General features: G+C 72.6%; 15 protein-coding genes. 4 read left to right on the plus strand and 11 right to left on the minus strand.

Translation table 11 applies throughout. The features are described from left to right. From ACIOGZ_RS04330 to ACIOGZ_RS04340, 3 genes are all read right to left on the minus strand, one after another. The coding region (locus ACIOGZ_RS04330; RefSeq protein ID WP_400984768.1) for an MFS transporter at positions 1-1,547 on the minus strand (1,547 nt) is incomplete at its 3' end. 131 nt (positions 1,548-1,678) lie between these two features. Then, positions 1,679-2,995 (minus strand): alpha/beta hydrolase, encoded by a 1,317-nt coding sequence (locus tag ACIOGZ_RS04335; RefSeq protein ID WP_400811554.1) that lies wholly within the window; start codon positions 2,993-2,995, stop codon positions 1,679-1,681. Between the two features lie 91 nt (positions 2,996-3,086). Then, on the minus strand, positions 3,087-4,214 hold the full coding sequence (locus tag ACIOGZ_RS04340; protein WP_400811556.1) for a sensor histidine kinase: 1,128 nt from the start codon (positions 4,212-4,214) through the stop codon (positions 3,087-3,089). Positions 4,215-4,377: 163 nt separating this feature from the next. Between ACIOGZ_RS04340 and ACIOGZ_RS04345 the strand changes: the two genes are divergently transcribed. Next, on the plus strand, positions 4,378-5,265 hold the full coding sequence (locus ACIOGZ_RS04345; protein WP_400811558.1) for a helix-turn-helix transcriptional regulator: 888 nt from the start codon (positions 4,378-4,380) through the stop codon (positions 5,263-5,265). 20 nt (positions 5,266-5,285) lie between these two features. Continuing rightward, complete coding sequence (locus ACIOGZ_RS04350; RefSeq protein WP_400811561.1) at positions 5,286-5,933, plus strand: SDR family oxidoreductase; 648 nt, start codon at positions 5,286-5,288, stop codon at positions 5,931-5,933. A gap of 701 nt (positions 5,934-6,634) precedes the next feature. Here ACIOGZ_RS04350 and ACIOGZ_RS04355 read toward each other — a convergent pair. Beyond that, on the minus strand, positions 6,635-6,898 hold the full coding sequence (locus ACIOGZ_RS04355; RefSeq protein ID WP_400811563.1) for a hypothetical protein: 264 nt from the start codon (positions 6,896-6,898) through the stop codon (positions 6,635-6,637). Between the two features lie 92 nt (positions 6,899-6,990). Between ACIOGZ_RS04355 and ACIOGZ_RS04360 the strand changes: the two genes are divergently transcribed. After that, positions 6,991-9,153 (plus strand): tetratricopeptide repeat protein, encoded by a 2,163-nt coding sequence (locus tag ACIOGZ_RS04360; protein WP_363633369.1) that lies wholly within the window; start codon positions 6,991-6,993, stop codon positions 9,151-9,153. Here ACIOGZ_RS04360 and ACIOGZ_RS04365 read toward each other — a convergent pair. The 3 genes from ACIOGZ_RS04365 to ACIOGZ_RS04375 form a co-directional block, all read right to left on the minus strand. Next, on the minus strand, positions 9,137-10,546 hold the full coding sequence (locus ACIOGZ_RS04365) for a hypothetical protein (RefSeq protein WP_400984771.1): 1,410 nt from the start codon (positions 10,544-10,546) through the stop codon (positions 9,137-9,139). The two genes, ACIOGZ_RS04360 and ACIOGZ_RS04365, sit on opposite strands and share 17 nt — an antisense overlap. 534 nt (positions 10,547-11,080) lie before the next feature. After that, positions 11,081-11,278 carry a 4Fe-4S domain-containing protein gene (locus ACIOGZ_RS04370; protein ID WP_363586152.1) on the minus strand — a complete coding sequence of 66 codons (198 nt, stop codon included), beginning with the start codon at positions 11,276-11,278 and terminating at the stop codon, positions 11,081-11,083. Between the two features lie 39 nt (positions 11,279-11,317). Next, a complete protein-coding gene (locus ACIOGZ_RS04375) occupies positions 11,318-12,517 on the minus strand; it encodes a cytochrome P450 (RefSeq protein WP_363586153.1) in 1,200 nt (399 codons plus the stop codon). Between the two features lie 232 nt (positions 12,518-12,749). On the opposite strand from ACIOGZ_RS04375, the gene ACIOGZ_RS04380 reads away from it, so the two are divergent. Further along, the gene (locus ACIOGZ_RS04380; protein ID WP_363586154.1) at positions 12,750-13,304 is read left to right on the plus strand and encodes a MarR family transcriptional regulator; all 555 of its coding nucleotides are present in this window, start codon (positions 12,750-12,752) and stop codon (positions 13,302-13,304) included. Positions 13,305-13,438: 134 nt separating this feature from the next. Here ACIOGZ_RS04380 and ACIOGZ_RS04385 read toward each other — a convergent pair whose 3' ends face one another. The 4 genes from ACIOGZ_RS04385 to ACIOGZ_RS04400 form a co-directional block, all read right to left on the minus strand. Beyond that, positions 13,439-14,668: a PLP-dependent aminotransferase family protein gene (locus ACIOGZ_RS04385; protein WP_363586163.1), complete on the minus strand. Its 1,230-nt coding sequence runs from the start codon at positions 14,666-14,668 to the stop codon at positions 13,439-13,441. 65 nt (positions 14,669-14,733) lie between these two features. Then, the gene (locus ACIOGZ_RS04390) at positions 14,734-15,906 is read right to left on the minus strand and encodes an alpha-hydroxy acid oxidase (protein WP_363586155.1); all 1,173 of its coding nucleotides are present in this window, start codon (positions 15,904-15,906) and stop codon (positions 14,734-14,736) included. Next, positions 15,903-17,000: a 4-hydroxyphenylpyruvate dioxygenase gene (gene hppD / locus ACIOGZ_RS04395; protein ID WP_400984775.1), complete on the minus strand. Its 1,098-nt coding sequence runs from the start codon at positions 16,998-17,000 to the stop codon at positions 15,903-15,905. The genes ACIOGZ_RS04390 and hppD overlap by 4 nt, the downstream gene beginning before the upstream one ends. Positions 17,001-17,052: 52 nt before the next feature. Continuing rightward, positions 17,053-18,369 carry an MFS transporter gene (locus ACIOGZ_RS04400; protein WP_400984778.1) on the minus strand — a complete coding sequence of 439 codons (1,317 nt, stop codon included), beginning with the start codon at positions 18,367-18,369 and terminating at the stop codon, positions 17,053-17,055. Positions 18,370-18,463: the final 94 nt, after the last annotated feature.

Below are 18,463 nucleotides of genomic sequence, written 5' to 3' on the forward strand. Positions count from 1 at the left end.
GCCGGCTCGTCCGGCTCGTCCGCGCGGCGTTCGGCGAGCAGGAACCACACCGCGACCGTGGCGACGGCGCAGAGGCCGACCACCACCCAGAGGATGGTGTGCATCGCACCGGTGTAACCGTTGGCCAGCAGGTCCGTGAACGCGCCCCGGTCGGCGGCGGGCACTTGGGCGGCCGGTCCGGTGAGGTCGCCGCTTGCGACGCTGTCGGCCAGGCTGCCGACGTTGCTCGGGGTCTTCCCCGCGAAGGCATCGATGCCGTCCGCGAGCCGGCCCTTGATCAGCGAGACCAGCACCCCACCCATGGCCGCGATCGCCACCGCCTCGCCCGCCAGCCGCATGGTATTGAACATGCCCGCGGCCATGCCCGCCCGGGCCGGTTCCACGGCGGAGACGGCGGCGCCGTCCATCAGCCCGGAGGACAGGCCCTGGCCCACCCCGATGGTCAGCAGCGGCCCGGCCAGGGCGAGCGGCCCGATGCCAGGGTGGATAACCGACAGCCAGGCCACCCCCAGGGTGGTGACCAGCAGGCTGACCGTCAGCAGCACCCGGCTGGAGAGGCCGCGTTGGAGCATCCGGGAGGCCAGCAGCGGGACGACCAGGACGGGCCCGGTGAGCAGCAGCATGGTCAGGCCGGCGTCGCCGCTTGACAGGCCGTCGGCGCCGATCAGATACGAGGGCACCAGCACCACCAGGCCGACGAAGCCGAAGGAGAAGATCACCGGCAGCAGGCACAGGGCCACGAAGCGCGGCCTGGCGAGGAGGCCGAGGTTGAACATCGGCTGGGCCTGTCGGCGCTCGGCCAGCACGAAGGCCGTCATCAGGACCACGAAGAGGACCGCGAGCGCGATCATCTCCGGCCCGGTCCAGCCGAGTTGCGATCCCTCGGCGGCCGCGATGGTCAGCACCGACAGGGCCGAGGTGAACAGCACCGTGCCGATCCAGTCGACCTTGCTGCCTTGCGAGTTGCGGGACTCCGGGATGATCCGGGCGAGCAGCAGCACCACGGCCGCGATGGCGAGCTGGGTCAGGAAGATGCCGCGCCAGCCCATGAGGGAGATCAGCCAGCCGGAGGTGGTCGGGCCGAGGGCCAGGCCGGCCCCGATGACCACACCGGTCACGGCGAACGCCTGGTTGCGCGCCGGGCCGTCGAAGGTGCTCGCCAGGACGGCGGTGCCGGCGGTGAGGATCGCGGCCGAACCGATGCCGGCCACCGCGCGCGCGACGTCGAGCAGGTAGATGTCGCCGGCTAGTGAGCAGGCGAGCGAACCGGCGGCGAACAGGGTGGTGCCGATCACGAACATCCTGCGCCGGCCGATGATGTCGGCCAGCGACCCGGCCGCCAGCATGAAGCTGGCCGCCGTCACGTTGTAGGCGTTGACCGCCCACTGCAGCGGGACGATGTCGGCGTCCAGCGACCGGCTGATCGCCGGGAGGGCCAGCGAGGTGCCGCTCAGCGACACTGGGACCATCAGGACGGCGAGACAGATCGCGAGCAGGACCAGTCGTTCCCGGGGCTGCGTGGTGCCGCCCGGCGGTGAAGAGCTCATGGTGGGTCGACTCCCTGGCGTGAGGGGCGTGTGGACGGAGCGGTCTGAGGAGGGGGCCTTCCGGGCCCGCCCCGGGGCGGGCCCGGAAGGTGTCACCGGGCGCAGGGGTCGCCCGGAGCTCGATGGGCCGGTCAGCGGTGCGGGAGCGTCCGTAGGAACTCGACCAGGGTGCGCAGGAGGCGGTTCTGCTCGGGGACGGCGTACAGCAGGTCCTGGTGCGTCAGCTCCAGGTCGGTGTACGTGGTGACGGCGGGGATCGCGGTGCTCGCCCCCAACTGCTCCGCGGCGGCGGCCACCGTACCGTTGGTCAGGCTGCTACCGAAGGCGTACAGCGGGATGTCGATGGCCTCGACGTGGTGCAGGCGCAGGCCGAGTTCCCGGGTGACGTCGTTGTCCGTGAAGGCGTTGCCGGCCACGTAGTCGAGCATCACGCGGTTCAGGGTGTACCAGATGAAGGCCCCGGACGGACCCTCCGCGTGGGCTTCGGCGACCCGGGCGAGCGGCGTCGGGCCGTCGTCGATCCAGTTCCCGTCCTGACCGATCCGTCCCGAGTGCACGGCGTACCCGGGGTGGCCGACGGCGGCGTCGACGAGCTTGCCGAAGAGGCCGGCGTTGGTCAGCGGACCGCCGGTCGCGTAGGCCGCCGGGAGCCCGCCGGTGAGCCGGGCCGGGCCGTGCGGGTCGGCGAGGGCGCAGCGGGCGGCCAGATGGTAGAGGATGGCGGCGTCCTCCGGACGGTCGCCCGCCCGGACGGCCAAGCTCGTCGCGTTCTCGAACACGGAGCCGTCGGTGATGACGCTCCGCCAGCCGATGGCGTCCTGGGCGGTCAGCGAGAACTCCATTCCCGCGCCCTTGAAGGCGTCCCGGACGCCGCCGTCGATCTGCACCAGCCCGGACAGGTCGAGGTAGCCCGGGGTCCCGTCGAAGTCCCACGCGGCATAGTGGGCGACGGCGGCGCCGCCGACCGAGTGGCCACCGAGGACGACGTCGCGTCGCCCGCCGTCGGCTGCCGCCTTGACCACCTGCCGGACGTCCCGAAGCAGTACGTCGAGCCCCCAGGAGCCGGCGAACGGTGCGCCGGAACCCTCCAGGCTGGTGTACTTCCCGCCGAGGTAGTAGTCGATGGCGGTGTTCAGGTCGGCCTGGTAGTCCCGGAGGTCGGCGAGGTTCTGCTCCCGCCGGTCCACCGCCCAGACCTGAAGCCCAGGTACGGTGCGGGCGAGTTCACGGGCCAGGACGCGGAATCCGCCGGCCGCGCCCTCCCGGCCGCCGAGCAGGACCAGCACCCTGGTCGCCTCGGCCGGGCCGACCTTCAGCACCTTGACGTGCTGCAGCTCGTCGGGCCCGGCCGCCGGTGCGCCGGCGATCGTCTCGACCGTCTCCAACCAGCCGTCTTCGCCCGCCGGGCGGCTGGCCGAGTGTTGCGGTGCGTTGTGGGATGTGGACATGGAACTCCGAATCTCGCGCTGTCGGTCCCGGCCTGGCTGCTCCGGCCGGGCATCCACCAGCGTTCCGTCGGGCGCTCGCCACAACCAGTGCTCAACTCTGCCTAGGCATCGTGTTACCAGGCTGGTCCTCGTGGTCGCACTCGCACGGCGGCAGCGGGATCGAGAGGTCGATCACCGTTCCCACGTCAGGGACGCTGGCGAGCCGCATTCGGCCGCGGAGCAGCTCGGTCCGTTCGTGCATCGACGCCAGCCCGTGCGAACGGCCCTGCGCGAGGACGGTGGCGACGTCGAACCCCACGCCCTCGTCCTCGATCACCACCCGGGCACGGTGGGGCGTGACGTCCAGCCGGACGGTCGCCCTGGTGGCGTGGGAGTGGGCGAAGATGTTCCGCAGCCCCTCACGGATGATCACGAAGATCTGCTCGCGGTGCTCGCCGGGCAGCCAGCACTCGTTCCCGGTGACCCGGATGTCGACCATGTCGCCGTTCTGGACCGAGGCCAGGAAGGTCTGGAGACCGCTCGCCACCGTGCCCGGAGGATTGAACATCCGCAGTTCGGCGATGGTGCTGTGCATGGCGGAGAGCGCTTCCAACAGCACCGCCCGGGCCTGGTCGAACCGATCGGCGGCGACCGTCGGCGCGTTGTCACGGTAGATCTCGTACAGTTCGAGGCCCCGCAGGGCGGCGCTCACGCTGTTGCTGATGTGGTCGTGGATCTCGCGGGCGAGCCGGCGCCGTTCGGCGAGGTGGCCGTCCTTGAACCGGCGGTAGAGGAAGGCGTCGTAGCCCGTCATCATGGCCTCGGCTCGCTGATTGACGCTCCGGTTCAGCACGTGGGCCATAGTCCCGAGCAGGTCCTCGGAGTTCGGGTGCCTGTCCAGCGCCTTGGTGATCTCCGCCATGATCACGTCGAAGAGCAGCGAATTCGCCCGCAGGGCCTCGATGGGGTGCAGGTGGCGTACCGCCCGTCCCGCGTTGATCAGCTCCAGGGGGTCGGACGCCACCCGGTCCGGGACGGGCACTCCCCGAGCGAGCGTTGCCACGCAGACGCTGATCACCTGGCCGGCCTGACGTTCCAACTCCTGCCAGGCATCCTCCTGGCTGTCCAGTGCGCTGCCGATCTCCCGCAGACCGGCCCGGTACGTCCGCAGGATGTCGGCCCTACGGCTGTCCAGGTAGTCGGCCGCCGACGCGACGGCGGCGCCAGTGCTCCTCGGCATCTCCATAACCCCCATGCGTCACATGCCGCTTCATGCCATGTGCGTGACGATCAGTCACCTGGCGTCAGGCGCAGTCCAGATCAGCATGCCCCAGGGCCCGGTTCCGCAGCCTGGTCAAAACTGGGCCAGGCTGGGAGCGGGGAGCCGGGCGATACTCGACCATATGAACCCGAGCGCCGAACTCAGCGAGTTCCTTCGGACCCGACGCGCGCGCCTGCGGCCCGAGGAGGTCGGCGTGGTGCCGGTCCCCGGAGTCCGCCGGGTCGCAGGACTGCGCCGGGAGGAACTGGCCCAACTGGCCGGAATAAGCGTCGACTACTACACCCGGGTCGAGCAGGGCCGGATCCGCCGGGTCTCGGACAGCGTGATCGAGTCGCTGGCCGGCGCGCTGCGGTTGGACCAGCACGAGCAGGAGCACTTCCGGAATCTCGCGCAGCCCTCTCGTCAGGCGTCGCGGGAACCGGCGCAGCAGCGCGTCCGGCCGGGGCTGCGGATCATGCTCGACGCGCTGACCGACGTCCCCGCCTACATCGTGGGGCGCCGGCTGGACGTCCTCGCGTGGAACGAGATGGCTCGGGCGCTGGTCGCGGACTTCCCGGCGCTGACCCCGAAGGAGCGCAACCTGGCCCGCCTGGTGTTCCTGGACGAGCGCGCCCGGGAGATCTATCCGGAGTGGGAGCACATCGCCAGGAACGTGGTGGGCAACCTCCGGCTGGAGGTCGGGCGCCACTTCGACGACCCCCGGCTGGCCGGACTGATCGGCGACCTGTCGCTCCGGAGCCCGGAGTTCCGCAACTGGTGGGCGGGGCACGACGTCAAGTCCAGGACGTTCGGCACCAAGACCTTCCGGCACTCCGAAGTCGGGCTGGTCAAGCTCCACTTCAGCACGTTCCAGCTGACGGAGGACCCGGAGCAGAAGCTCATCGCGTACGCCGCCGAGGCGGGCTCCGACGCGGCTACCGTGCTGCGGCTGCTGGCCAGTTGGAACGCCACCCTGGCACCCAGGACGATCTCCGCCGCGGGCCCTGCCGATGCCATCGACCGCTCGTGACACCCCCAAGGACGTAAATCGTGATCATCACTGTGTTCGGCGCGACCGGCCGGACCGGCTCCCGGGTCGTCTCCCTGCTGCTCGACGCGGGTCACCAGGTCCGTGCGGTCTCGCGCGACCGCAAGCGAACCGGGACCGGCGGGCAGCAGGGGCCGGCCCCGGTCCTCGGCGACCTGACCGCAGGGACCACTGCCCTGGCCGAGCTCCTGACCGGCAGCGATGCCGTGGTGAACTGCGCCGGGGTGTCCAGCCCCCGCTCGCGCGACCTTCTCAGGGTGGACCGCGACGGAGCGATCGCCGCCGTGGAGGCCGCCCAGGTTACCAGCGTCCGCCGTTACGTCCAGGTCTCCGCCATGCCAGCGGACCGCGCCGACCAGGCACCGCTGGGCTTCCGCTCCTACCTGCGCGCCAAGTACGAGGCCGACCTCGTGCTCGCTCGCTCCGGCCTGGAGTGGACAGTCCTGCGCCCGGGCGGCCTCACCGACCGCAGCGGCGGCGGGCGCATCGCCCTCGCCCCCGCGCTGCCCGACGGAAGCATCCCCCGCGACGACCTCGCTGCCGTCGTGGTGGCCGCCCTCTCCCACCCGGCCGCCCGGAACCGCGCCCTCGACGTCATCTCCGGCACCTTGCCGATCGAGCAGGCCCTGGCCGGCCTGGCCGCGGGCTGACAGCACGCGAAAGGCCCCGGCGAGCCGTCGGACTGTGCTCATATGAGCTGGCGACTATAGCCTCAGGACCACCCCAACAATGCGGCCACCTGGGCGAAATGCCTAGCCCGCTATTGGTACTCCTCGCGATATCAGGACGGGATCGCGGCAGTGGCCAGGCTGGTGGACGTGTCGGAGTCGATCACTGCGCGGGGCTGCGGCGGGCTGGCTGGTGGGGCGGAGGTGCTCGGGTGGGTCACCGGGCCGCGGCGGGCGGTTTACTGCGTGGGATGGCTTCAGCCTGCTGGGTAGCGCCACCATGGGGATGCGCGGCAAATCACGCTCGAACTCCCCCTCGCTCGCCGCCTCTCACGCGCCTCTCACGGACTGGGCGTCATGAGATGCCATCGGGCGTCATGTGGGCTGGACGGGATGGGCCCTGACCTGCGGGATTCAGACTGTCGAATGCCAACTGGACGCTCTTTCGACCGCTTGGGGTCAAGGGGGCGCAGGTTCAAATCCTGTCGTCCCGACGCGAGTCGGAAAGGCCGTTGGCCGGGAGGAATCCCAGGTCAGCGGCCCTTTTGTTGATGGGCCGACAGGTGATCGATGGCCGTGGCACCGGCGTCTTGCGATCTTGCCGGGGACCAGCTGGAGGATTGCTGCAACCTGCTGCGGCGTCCCCACAGCCGCCCTTACATGAGATTGCCAGCCTGCCAGCCTCAGGGGACCCTGGACAGTTCGATCGGGACGTCGATGGTCAGGTGCTCGGCGGGCAGGGCTTTGAGGTTGCGGCCGTCGATGAGGCGGATGCGGCCGTTGAGGATGATGCTCTCCATGAACGCGGCCGGCGTGGCGGAGGACGCCTCGTTCGGCGCGCGGAGGGCCCGGCGGGCCACGAGTCGGGCGTAGGCGTCGTGGACCCCGGTCCGCGGGGGGAGGAAACGGAACCGGACCCGCCCGTGCGCAAGCAGGCGACTGTGCACCCACGGTGAGGTTGCGCAGGCTACCGTGGGGCCGGACGCGAGGGTGCGGCGGCTGCTGGTCGGGTGTGCCGCGATGGACCAGGGGGTGTGGGGTGTTCGAGCCGGTGTCGCTGTCGGCGGTGGCCGCTGTTTTCGGCGCCGTGGGTGCGAGCGTGGCGAACGAGGCCGGCAAGTGGGCCTGGGAGTCGGCGGGTGCCTTTGTCCGCCGGGTGACGGGGCGGGACGTGCCGGCGCCGACCGATGCCGCCGAACGGGCCACTGTGGCGCAGCTGTTGCTGGATGTGGTGGGGTCGGATCCCGCGCAGGCCAGGGCGCTTCGTGCCTGGCTGGGCGGCCAGGGCGGGGGCTGGTCCGGGCCGTTGGCGGCGCCCTCCCTGCTGCCGCCCTCCGACCGCTTCTTCACCGACCGGCGCAAGGTGCTGGCGCTGTTGGACAAGGAGGCCGGACGGAAGGCGGACGGCACGCCCCGCGTCAGTGTCCTGTATGGGCCTCAGGGAATGGGTGTGAGCGCCGCGGCCGTTCACTGGGGCGCGCTGCAGCGGAAGCGGTTTCCGGACGGGCAGCTCTACGCGGACCTCTCCGGCGGGTCGCCGGCCACCGCACCCGATGCGGCCGCTGTGCTCCGGCAGTTCCTGATCCACCTCGGCATGCCGGCGGACCGGGTTCCGCCGGCCGCGCAGGACCGGGTCGAGCGGTTCCGGTCGCTGGTCGCCGAGCGGCAGCTGCTCGTCGTGCTGGACCACGCCCGGTCGGCGGCCCAGGTCCGGCCGTTGATCACCGCGGCCCCGGGCGTCGTCACGGTCGTGGTGGCCCGGCGTCCGCTCACCGGTCTCGACGCCGTTCCGATTCCGGTGGGGCCGCTGTCCGACAAGGACGCCAGGCGGCTGCTCACGGACCTCGCGGGGAAGGAGACCGTCTCCGCCGCCGGCCCCGCCCTGTCGGGTGTTCTCGAACGATGCGGCGGATCGCCCTTCGCCCTGCGCGCCGCGGCTCCCCGGCTGGCGTTCATCCCCCAGCAGCGCCGGGGCCGGGGCGGTGGTGGCGACGGCGGTGGCGATCCCCACGCGGGTGATCCGGTGCGCGCCGCCGTGCAGGAGTCGTACGAGGTACTGGAGCCGGAGGAGGCCCGGCTGTTCCGGCTCTGTGCCCTGCGGCCGTGGCCGGCCGTCGGTCCCGAGCTGGCCGTGGCGGTCGCCGGCCCCGGCGGACCCACGGTTGAGCGTGCTGGTGTCCTGCTGGCCGGGCTCGCCGAGGCCGGCCTGGTGGAGGCCACACCCGAGGGCCGCTACCGCTACCGGCCTGCCGTGCGCCGGTTCGCCGAGGAGCAGGCGGCGCGGGTGGACGGGCTGGCCGCGTGCGCGGGTGCGGTGACGCGTGCCGTGGAGCACCTGCTGCGCTTCGCCGTCCGGGCCGACTACGCGGCGTTGCGGGAGCGTTGGCACGTCGGGCCGCTCTACCGCGAGCTCGGGCCCGGCGACTACCCGGACGCCGGTGCGGCGTTGGCCGCTCTGGCCGCGGAGGTGGGCAACCTGGTCGAGGCGGTGTTCGCCGCCGAGGAGTTGGCCGCGCCGGCCACGGCGTGCGAGCTGGCGGAGGCGTCGTGGGCGGTGCAGCTCAAGGCCGGTCGGCACGAGGCCCTGTTGCCGGCGCTGCGAACCGCCGTGCGGGCGGCGGTCGCGCACGACCCGGACTCGGCGATGGCCGGCCGGATGCACACCCAGTTGGCGTTCGCCCTGATGGAACTGGACCTGCTGGCCGAGGCCGAGAGCTGTCTGGTCGACGCCTCCTCGGCGTTCGAACGGGCCGGCCACCTGCTGGGCCAGGCCACGGCCGTCGAGTCGCTCGGGCTGCTGAGGCTTCGGCAGTGGCGGTGGCAGCCCGCGTACGACTGCTTCGAGCGGGCTGACGGACTGCTCGCCTCGATCGGCCCGGACCACGAGCGGGCGGGGGACGTTCCGCGGGCCCGGGCGCTGTTGAAGCGGCACCGGGGGCGGGCGCTGCGAGGCCTGGCCGAGTACGAGCGGGCCCGGGTCTGGCTGACGGAGGCGTTGTCCGAATTCCGGCGTCTGCGCGACAACTACAACGCGGCCCGCACCCTCACCAATCTCGCGGAGACCTGGGCGGACACCTCGGCGACGGATCAGGCGCTGGCCGCGATCGACGAGGCCACCGCGATCCTGGACCGCGAGCAGGCGGAGCCCCATCTGCGCTACCTGGCGGGCCTGCGGCAGCAGTGCCTCACGGAACGGGACTGACCAGGACCGGGTGGGACGCGCCGCCGGTGCGCACCGTCAGCTCCATCGGCGGCAGGGGTCGCAGGGGTCGGGGGACGGCGGCGCCGTCCAATTGGGCGAACAGCGCCGAGGCGGCCGCCGCCGGGTCGAGCGAGGGGCTGGTGAGGCGGACGAATCCCCACTCACGCAGCAGCACTTCGCAGGTGTCCGGACCGGAGACGAAGGCCGCGAGCGAGCAGTTCGGGTAGCGGGCGAGCGTCGCCGCGGCCCACTCCCGGGGCGGACCGATCCGGGGGTCGTCGGCCTCCCCGTAGCGGAGGATCGCGTCGGCCAGACCGAGGAGGCCCTGGTCGAGGGTGTCCTCGTGCACCGCGAGGTGATCGGAGCCGGGCCCGGAAGGCCCGTACCGGCCTTCGGCGACCCGCTCGACGGTGACTTCGTGCGGGCGGGGCCCCGGGCGGGTGCGGACCCGCAGCGGCACGGTTCGGGTCGGTGGCCGGTAGTCCGGGAGTGGGAGAAGGTCCAGGAGAGCCGGCTCTGTCGGCTCGGGCAGCCCCATGACCTCGTAGAAGAGCGAACGCAGCAGGCCGGCCGCCTCGCCGGGCGCCGAGGTCGTCAATTCGCTGGCACTGGTCATGGATTGATGGAACGTCAGGAGTTGGTCCAGCTGTGGTCGCAGGGGGGAGTCCAGGGCGAGTCGGGGGGCTTCGCGGACGAAGGCCGCTACCGGCGAGGTGGCGCCCAGGACCTCGTCGGAGGCCGTGCCGAGCAGAACGGGGGTGCCCAGCGCCGCGGCGTAGTAGCTGACCGAGCCGAAGTCCCCGATCACCGCGTCGGCGGCGATCAGCGCCTGTCGCCAGCTGTCCAGGGGGTCGATCAGGGTGAGGCCGGCCCGCTCGGCGCGGTCCAGCCAGAGGCGGACCTGGCCGGGGCCGTGGCCGTGCCAGATGTTCGGGTGGAGGACGGCCGCCACCCGGTAGTCGTCGACCGGGAGTTCGGCGGTGAGGCGGTCGAGCAGCCACGGCAGCGGGTCGTCCGTGCCGGCGTCCCCGAAGAGCGACTGCGGGTTCCAGGTGGAGTTGAGCACGACGAGCCGCTGTCCGGGCCGGACGCCGAACGCGCGGCGATGGCGTTCCCGGTGCGGAAGGGCGGCCAGGATGCGGTCGAAGCAGGGGTCGCCGCCGAGCACCGCCGTCGGAGCGGCCTCGGGGCAGGCTTCGCGCAGCCGGCCGAGCTGCTCGGGGTGGGAGAGCACCATCGCCCGGGCGAGCGGAACCCCGTCGGACAGCAGCCACTCGGGCGCCAGGCCGAAGACAGGGGCATGCGGTGCGTTCGGTGTTCGGTGTTCGGTGTTCGGTGTTCGGTGTTCGGTGTTCGGTGTTCGGTGTTCGGTGTTCGGTGTTCGGTGTCGCAAGCCTTTTATTGTATCCGGCTCCGTGCGAGAGGACGACCAACTTCCCCTGGAAAACGGAGAGTTCACCGCCGAAGCTGGCTGACAGGGCGAGGTCGACGGGTGTCTGCTTGGCCTGCTCCCACGGAAGTACCGGAACCCCGAGGGAGCTCAGCAGCTCGGCGACTCCTGCGCTGAAGGGGGACGATCCCGTGCAGGCGGCCAGCAGTTGGATCCTGAGGTCGTCGCGGAACAGCGGAACGACGTCCAGGAGCCGGGTCGCGGAGGTCACGTTGTGGACGACGAGGAGAACCCGGCGGCAGCCACCGCGGGTGGTCCACCTCGAAGCGTCCTCGCCCACCGGAACCCGGATCCAGTCGGTCACCAGCCCTGCCAACCCGCCGCTCCTTCGATGCTCGCCGCCTCCCCTCGCGAGGTCCGTCCATTGTTCCACGGCGTGGATGTCGAGGTTCGGCCTCGGTCGGGACCGGTCGGTTCGGCCGGACCCGACGCGCGGTCAGGGTCTTCGCCCGGCGGCGGGTTGGGGAGTGGGGATGATTACAGGTGTTCGAGGCGGATGGCCGCGGCCGGGCAGACCGCGGCGGCGTCCTGGACGGCCTGGTGGAGGTCGGCGGGGGGTGCGGCGTCGAGAAGGATGACGATGCCGTCCTCCTCGCGCTGGTCGAAGACCTCGGGGGCGGCCAGTACGCAGTGGCCGGCGCCGCAGCACTTTTCCTGGTCGATGTGGATGAGCATGGCTTTCCTTTCGGAGGATCGGTTCGGACGCGGGGGCCGCTACCAGGCGAGGGGGAGCTCGTGGACGCCGTAGATGAGCATGTCGCCCCGGAAGCGGATCTCCTCGAACGGTACGGCCAGGCGCAGTTCGGGCAGTCGCTGCAGGATGGAGTTCAGCGCGATCTGCAGTTCCAGCCGGGCCAGGGGCTGTCCGAGGCACTGGTGGACGCCGAAGCCGAAGGCCAGGTGGAGGCGCGCGTCGCGGGAGAGGTCGAGCTCGTCGCCGTCGGGGAACTTCTGCTCGTCCCGGTTCGCGGTGCTGATCATGCAGATCACGCCCTCGCCCGCTCGGATCCGGACGCCGCCGACGGTGACGTCCTCGGTGGCGACCCGGGTCAGGCCGGAGTGCACGATGGTGAGGTAGCGCAGCAGTTCCTCGACGGCGCCGGCGACCGACTCCGGGTGCTCGCGCAGGTGGGCGAGCTGGGTGGGGTTCTGCAGCAGGGCCAGGATGGAGAGCGCGGTCATGTTCGCCGTGGTCTCGTGTCCGGCGACCAGCAGCAGCCGGCCCATGGCGCCGATCTCCTCGGTGCTCAGTTCGCCGCGGGCGACCAGGCGGCTGAGGATGCCGTCGTCGGGCTCGGTGCGCTTGGAGTCGGTGAGCTTGACCAGGTAGTCGACCAGGTTCTTCTGGGCGATCTGCACCTCTTCGGCCGAGGAGTCGCGGCGCAGCAGGACCCGGCTGCACTCCTGGAAGAAGTCGTGGTCCTGGTAGGGGACGCCGAGCAGCAGGCAGATGACCAGGGACGGCAGCGGCAGCGCGAACTCGTGGACCAGGTCGCCGGAGTTGCGGCCGGCGGTCAGCTCGTCGAGCAGTTCGTCGGCGATGCGCTGGACCTCGGGGCGCAGTGCCTCGACCTTCTTGATCATGAATTCGCTGGTGAGCATCCGGCGCAGGTGGGCGTGCTCCGGGTCGTCCATCCGGATGAAGGTCCGCTGGCCGGTGCTCAGCTGCCGGGCTCCGGCGCTGATGAACGGGAAGCCGGGCCGGGCGGCGTCCGAGCTGAAGCGGGCGTCGCTGAGCACGGCCTTGATGTCGTCGTGGCGGGTGACCAGCCAGCTGGGGGCGCCGTCCCAGAGGGTGATCCGGCTGATCGGTTCGTCCTGCTGGGCCTGCTGGTAGGCCGGCGGCGGGTCGAACGGGCAGCCGCCACGGGCGGCGGGGTGGGTGAACCGGGGGTTGTGAGCGGCGGTGGCCATCATGGGCTCCCTTCGCGGAGCGGATTTGCCGGTGGCGCCGAGCGGATGGGCCTGCGGTGCCGTGGGGTAGCGCCCGGGACCGTTGCATGCCCTAAGCAACTAACTCACCGTCACGCTAACTCGCGGTCAGTGGTGGCGAAAGGGCCCATCCGGTGGCGAACGAATCTGTCCGGAAACCGGTCAGTGGTCGAGAGGGGAGCCACTCCCCGAACGGGGTCGCTACAGTTCCCCCATGCCGGACGCAACAGACAATCCGACCGCCACCTCCGAACTGGAGGAGGTGCTGGCCTCGCTGGCCTACCTGCTGACCCGCTCGCAGGAACACGAGCGCCAGACGGCGCGGGCCGGCATCACGGCGGCGCGCTCGGACGTCTACCTGCTGCGCGCGCTCGCCGAGGCCGAGGAGGTCAGCCGCGTGGGCGACCTGGCCGCCCGGCTGATGGTCAAGCCCTCCCACGTCACCCGGCAGATCGACCGGCTGCAGACCCAGCAACTGGTGGAACGCACTCCGGACGTGCTGGACCGCCGGGCCCGCCAGGTGGCGCTCACGGCCGAGGGGCGGGCGATGCTCAACCGTCTGAAACAGGCCAACATCGCCGGTCTGGCCAATGCGCTGGACGGCATTCCGGCGCCGGACGTCGCCGCCACGGTCAGCGTGCTGCGCCACTTGGTGGACCGGTATGTGCGGCAGGTCCGGATCAAGATGCTGTCCGAGGACGCCACGCCGGCGGACCGGGCGCCCGGGAGCGTCGGCATCGCCGACCCGGGCCCGAACCGCTGCCCCTGACGCGGGGCCCGGCAAGGAGGGGGCGCCGGAGCGGGCGCCCCCTCCGAGGTCAGGACCGTACGGCGATCGAAACCGTACGGTGATCAGGACCGTGTGGCGATCAAAACCGTACGGAAATCAGGACCTTACGGAGATCAGGACCGTGCGGCGATCAGGGCGGCCAGTCCGTCCAGCCCGCGGTCGACGGTGTCCGGGTCGACCTGGCTGACGGAGAGCCGCAGTTGCCGCTCCCCGCCCGCGTCCGGGTAGAAGTGCGACATCGGGGTCCAGATCACCCCGTACTCCGAGGCCGAGAGTTCGAGCAGCGCGTCGTCCACCACGAACGGCACGGTGACCACCAAGAAGAACCCGCCGCGCGGCTCGTTCCAGCTCACCCCGCTGCCGGGCGGGAAGCGCCGGGCCAGGCCCGCCAGGACGAGCGCGAGGTTGCGCCGGTAGAGCGCGGCGACCTCGGTGTTGGCGGCCCGCAGGCTGTAGCCGTGTTCGAGCAGTGCCCCGCCGATCACGGCCTGGGCGATCGGTGAGGTGTTCACCGTGGTCATGCTCTTGATCATGCCGAGCAGGTCGGCCAGCAGGTCGGTGCCGCCCGCGCCGTCCGCCACCGGCTGGTCCGCCACCACGTACCCGACCCGGGCGCCCGGGAGGGCCGTCTTGGCGAAGGAGCCGAGGTGGACGACCCGCCGTTCGGTGTCCAGGGCCTTGAGCGAGGGCAGCCGCTCCTCGCCGGCGAAGACGCAGTACGGGTTGTCCTCCAGCAGGAGGAAGTCCTCCTCGGCGGCCAGGGCGAGCAGCTCCCGCCGCAGCTCCAGCGGCAGGCTGGCCCCGCTCGGGTTGGCGACGTCCGGTACCAGGTAGAGGGCGCGCGGGCGCAGCCCCTCGGCCCGGGCGGCGGCCAGTTGGCGGCGCAGGTCGGCGAGGTCCACGCCGTCCGGGCCGTCGGCCACCGGCCGCACCGGCAGGTCGGCGAGCAGCGCCGCGCCGGTCAGCCCCACGTACGTGGGCGAGACGGCGAGCACCACGTCCTCGGGGCCGCGGCGCAGCGCCCGCAGCACCAGGAACATCGCCTCCTGGCAGCCCACCGTCACCACGATCGACTCGGCGGGCACCTCGATGCCCTCGTCCACCGCGAGGTGGGTGGCGATCAGCTCGTGGATGATCCCCTTGGTCCGCCCGTACTGGAGCACCTGTCGCCGGGCCGCCTCCTCGGAGAGCCCGCGCTCGGCGCGCAGGTGGGCGACGTAGCGGTCCAGGTGGCGGTGGACGGCGTCGAGTTCGAAGAACTGCTCCGCCGGGCGGCCCGCGGCGAAGGAGACCGCCTCCGGGTAGCGGATGGAGATTTCGTTGAGCAGGTTCATCGAGGTCATCGCCGGGTCGGCGAGGGAGGGGTGCAGGTCGGCCCGCAGCAGGCCGCGGGGTGGGGCGGTGGTGGTCACGGTGCACTCCAGGTGGGGCAGGGCATGGGGGTGGTGCGCAGCGCGGCGGCCGCGCTCAGGTCGGCGCAGCCCGCGAGGCCGAGCGCGTGCCGCAGCTCCGCGGCCAGCAGGTCGAGCACGTGGGCGCAGCCGGCCTCGCCCCGGGCCGCCAGGCCCCAGATCATCGGGCGTCCGAGCAACACCCCGGACGCCCCGAGGGCGAGGGCGGTGAGCACGTCCGATCCGCCGCGCACCCCGCTGTCCAGCAGCACCTGGCAGTCGCGGCCGGCCAGCGCCTCGGCGACGGCGGGCAGCGCGGTGATCGAGGGGACGGCCCGGTCGAGCTGGCGGCCGCCGTGGTTGGACACCACCACGGCTTCGGCGCCGAGTTCGGCGGCCCGCACCGCGTCCGCCGGGTCGAGCACCCCCTTGACCATCAGCGGCAGGCTGGTGTGCTCGCGCAGCCAGGCGAGATCCGCCCAGGTGACGGCGGGGGAGAGCAGCTCGGCGGTGTGCGCGGCCACGGCCGAGACGGCGGTGGTCGCCTGGTGGGCCCGCCCGGCGGCGCCGTCTTCGAGCAGGACCGCGCGGACGTCCGCGGGCAGCGCGAAGGCGTTCTTGGCGTCGCGCAGGCGGCGGCCCATGAACGGCACGTCGGCGGTGACGACCAGGCATTCGCTGCCTGCCGCCTCGGCCGCCGCGACCAGGTCGAGCAGCCGCCCCCGGTCGCGTAGCCAGTACAGCTGGAACCAGAGCGTGGCTCCCGTCGCGGCCAGCTCCTCGAAGCCGACGCTGCTGAGCGTGCCGACGGTGAACGGCACCCCCGCCGCGGCCGCCGCCCGGGCCGAGGCCAGCTCGCCCTCGGGGTGGAACAGCCGGTGGTACGCGACGGGCGCCACCGCCACCGGCAGGGTCGCGCGGCTGCGCACCAGGGTGGTGGCGGTGTCGCAGGCGGAGACGTCGGCCAGCACTCGGGGCACCAGGGCCAGCTGGTCGAAGGCCGCCCGGTTGCCGGCGAGGGTCCTCTCGCGCTCCGCGCCGCCCTCCAGCCAGTCCCAGACCTCGGGCGCGAGGACGGCCCGGGCGGGCTCCGCGTACTCGGCGACGGAGAGCGGCTGGGGGGAGGGTGACGGGGAGGAGGGCGACGGGGCGGGGGAGGGCTGGTGCCCGGTCAGGGCCGGCGCGCTCATCCGGCCACTTCGCTGGCGCTGCGCTGGAGTTCGACGGCCTCGTAGAGGGCGCGGACGTTGTTGCTGCCGAAGGTGCGGGCCCGGATGCGCTCGATCACCTCGAAGAAGAAGGTGCCGCGCGGGTGCTGGGAGCGGGTGAAGATCTGGAACAGCTGGCCGTCGTGGTCCTGGTCGACCAGCAGGTGCAGGGCGCGCAGCTGGTCGAGCGAGTGCCGCAGTGGCGTCAGACGGGCGGGCAGCGCGTCGAAGTACGCGCCTGGGGTGCGCAGGAACGGCACGCCGCGCTCCGCCATCGCGGAGACGGAGTGCACGGCGTCGGCGGAGGAGAAGGCCACGTGCTGCACCCCGGCGCCGCCGTGGTCGGCGAGGAAGGAGGCGATCTGGCCGCCCGCGTCCGGGCTGAGCGGCTCGATCAGGGTGAGCGTGACGCTGTGGTCGGCGCTCTGCACGACCGCCGAGTCCATGCCGAGCGCGCCGACCTCGATCCGCTCCTCGAAGATCATCCGGAAGCCGAAGACCTCGCAGTACCGGCGGACGGTCTCGCGCAGCTCGCCGGAGGGGACGCAGACCGCGAAGTGGTCGACGGAGCGCAGCCCCGTCGTGCCGGCGTCGGTGACCGGGGCGGCGTCCGGCAGGCCGGGGATCCGGTCGGCGGGGGCCTCGGGGCCGCGCTCGATCAGGGTGTGCACCACGTCGCCGAAGGCGCCGACCACCGCCGTGACGCAGCCGTGCGCGGCCTGCGGCGGGCGCAGGCCGTCGGCGCCCCGGCCGGTCAGCGTCCGGTAGGCGTCGGCGGCGTCCGGCACCCGCAGGGCCAGTGCGCCCACGCCGTCGCCGTGCCGGGCCAGGTAGTCGGTGGCCGGGTGGCCGCCGGCCAGCGGCTGGGTGAGCAGCAGCCGGATGGTGCCCTGCCCGACCAGCGCCGAGAGGCAGCGCTCGGCGGCCTCGCCGCGCTCGGTGGGCGGGACGAGCAGCTCGAAGCCGTACTCGCTGGTCAGCCGGGCGGTCTCGGCGGTGAGGTCGGACAGGTAGAACTCGACGTGGTCCAGTTCGACGGGGAGCGGGGCGGTGGTGGGCGAGGAGCGGTCGGTCATCTGAGGAGCTTTCTGGTGAGGAGGAGAGGAGGTGTCGAGGGTGATCGGGCGATCAGGTGCGCTGGAGGTCCGGGGCGCTCCCGGGCTCGGTGGGGCTCTCGGAGCCGGCCGGAGGCTCGGTGGGGCTCTCGGGCTCTTCGGGGGCCGCGGGCTCGGCGGAGGTCTCGGTGCCGGCGGGGGCCTCGGGCCCGGTCGGGGCCTCGGGCTTGCCGAGCAGGTGGGCGGCCGCGAGCAGGGCGCCGAGCACCATCACGGCCAGCACGACCCGGAAGTCCAGGGCGGCCACCAGTCCGGAGCCGACGCCGACCGCGAGGGCCTGCGGGGCGGTGAGCGAGAGGTTGACGGCCGCCTGGGCGCGGCCCATCAGCTGGGGCGGCGTGGCCGCCTGGGCGGCCGTGGCGAGGCCGACCATGGCGGCTGGGATGCCCGCCCCGGCGATCACCAGGCCGGCCGCCACCACGGGGAGGGACGGCGCGAGCAGGAGTACCGTGCCGAGGCCGAACACCACCGACCCCGCCATGACCGTCCGGCGCGGTCCGAGCCGGCCGATCAGCAGACCGCCGACCACCGAGCCGCCCAGCGCCCCGACCGCCTCGGTCGTCTCCAGCACGCCGAGGAACTGCGGCGGGCGGTGCAGCCCGTGCTGGGTCAGCGCGAACAGCACCGGCTGGAGCAGGCTCAGCACGAAGCCCGTGACGGCGGTGGCCGCCACCAGCGGGCGCAGCCCGGTCGCACCGCGCAGGTGGGCGAAGCCCGCCAGCACATCGGTGCGCCACCGGAGGCCCGAGGGCTCCGGCCTGGGCTCGTCCGCCCGCAGGCCGAGGAAGGCCAGGGCCGCCAGCAGCAGCACGCCGAGGTCGGCCAGCGCCACGGCGTGCCCGCCCAGCCAGCTGTAGAGGCCCGAGCCGAGCAGCGGCGCGACCAGCGTGGTGCCGGCCCGGGCGCTCTGGGTGAACCCGGCTGCCGCGCCGAAGTCCTGACGATCCGTCAGGATCGTCCGCAGCAGGGCGCTCTGCGCCGGGGCCAGCACGGCCCCGGCGAGACCGCAGAGCGAGGCCGTGCAGTAGATGATCCAGACCCGGTCCGGACCGTCGACGAGCAGCAGGGGCGTCAACCCCACTGCCACTATCAGGTTGACGCCGACCAGCAGCGGTCTGCGCCGGACCCGGTCGGCGAGCAGGCCGCCCAGCGGCAGGAGCAGCAGCGGCGCGGCGAAGCAGAACAGCACCAGCCCGGCGGCGGAGTTGCTGCCGGTCAGCACCTTGGCCCAGATGCCGAGGGCGATGGAGAGGGCGCTGTCGCCGAGGACGGACAGGGTCTGCCCGGCGAGGTAGCGCCGGAACTCCGGGCGGGCCAACAGCGGGTGCATCGCGGTTCCTTCGCTGCGCCGACGGCGCTTCGGGTGCTGGGCGTGCCGGGCGTGCTGGGTTGCTGAGGGTGCTGGGCTGCTCGGCGCGTGGGGC

The organism is Kitasatospora sp. NPDC088160, from assembly GCF_044741445.1.
Classification (GTDB): domain Bacteria; phylum Actinomycetota; class Actinomycetes; order Streptomycetales; family Streptomycetaceae; genus Kitasatospora.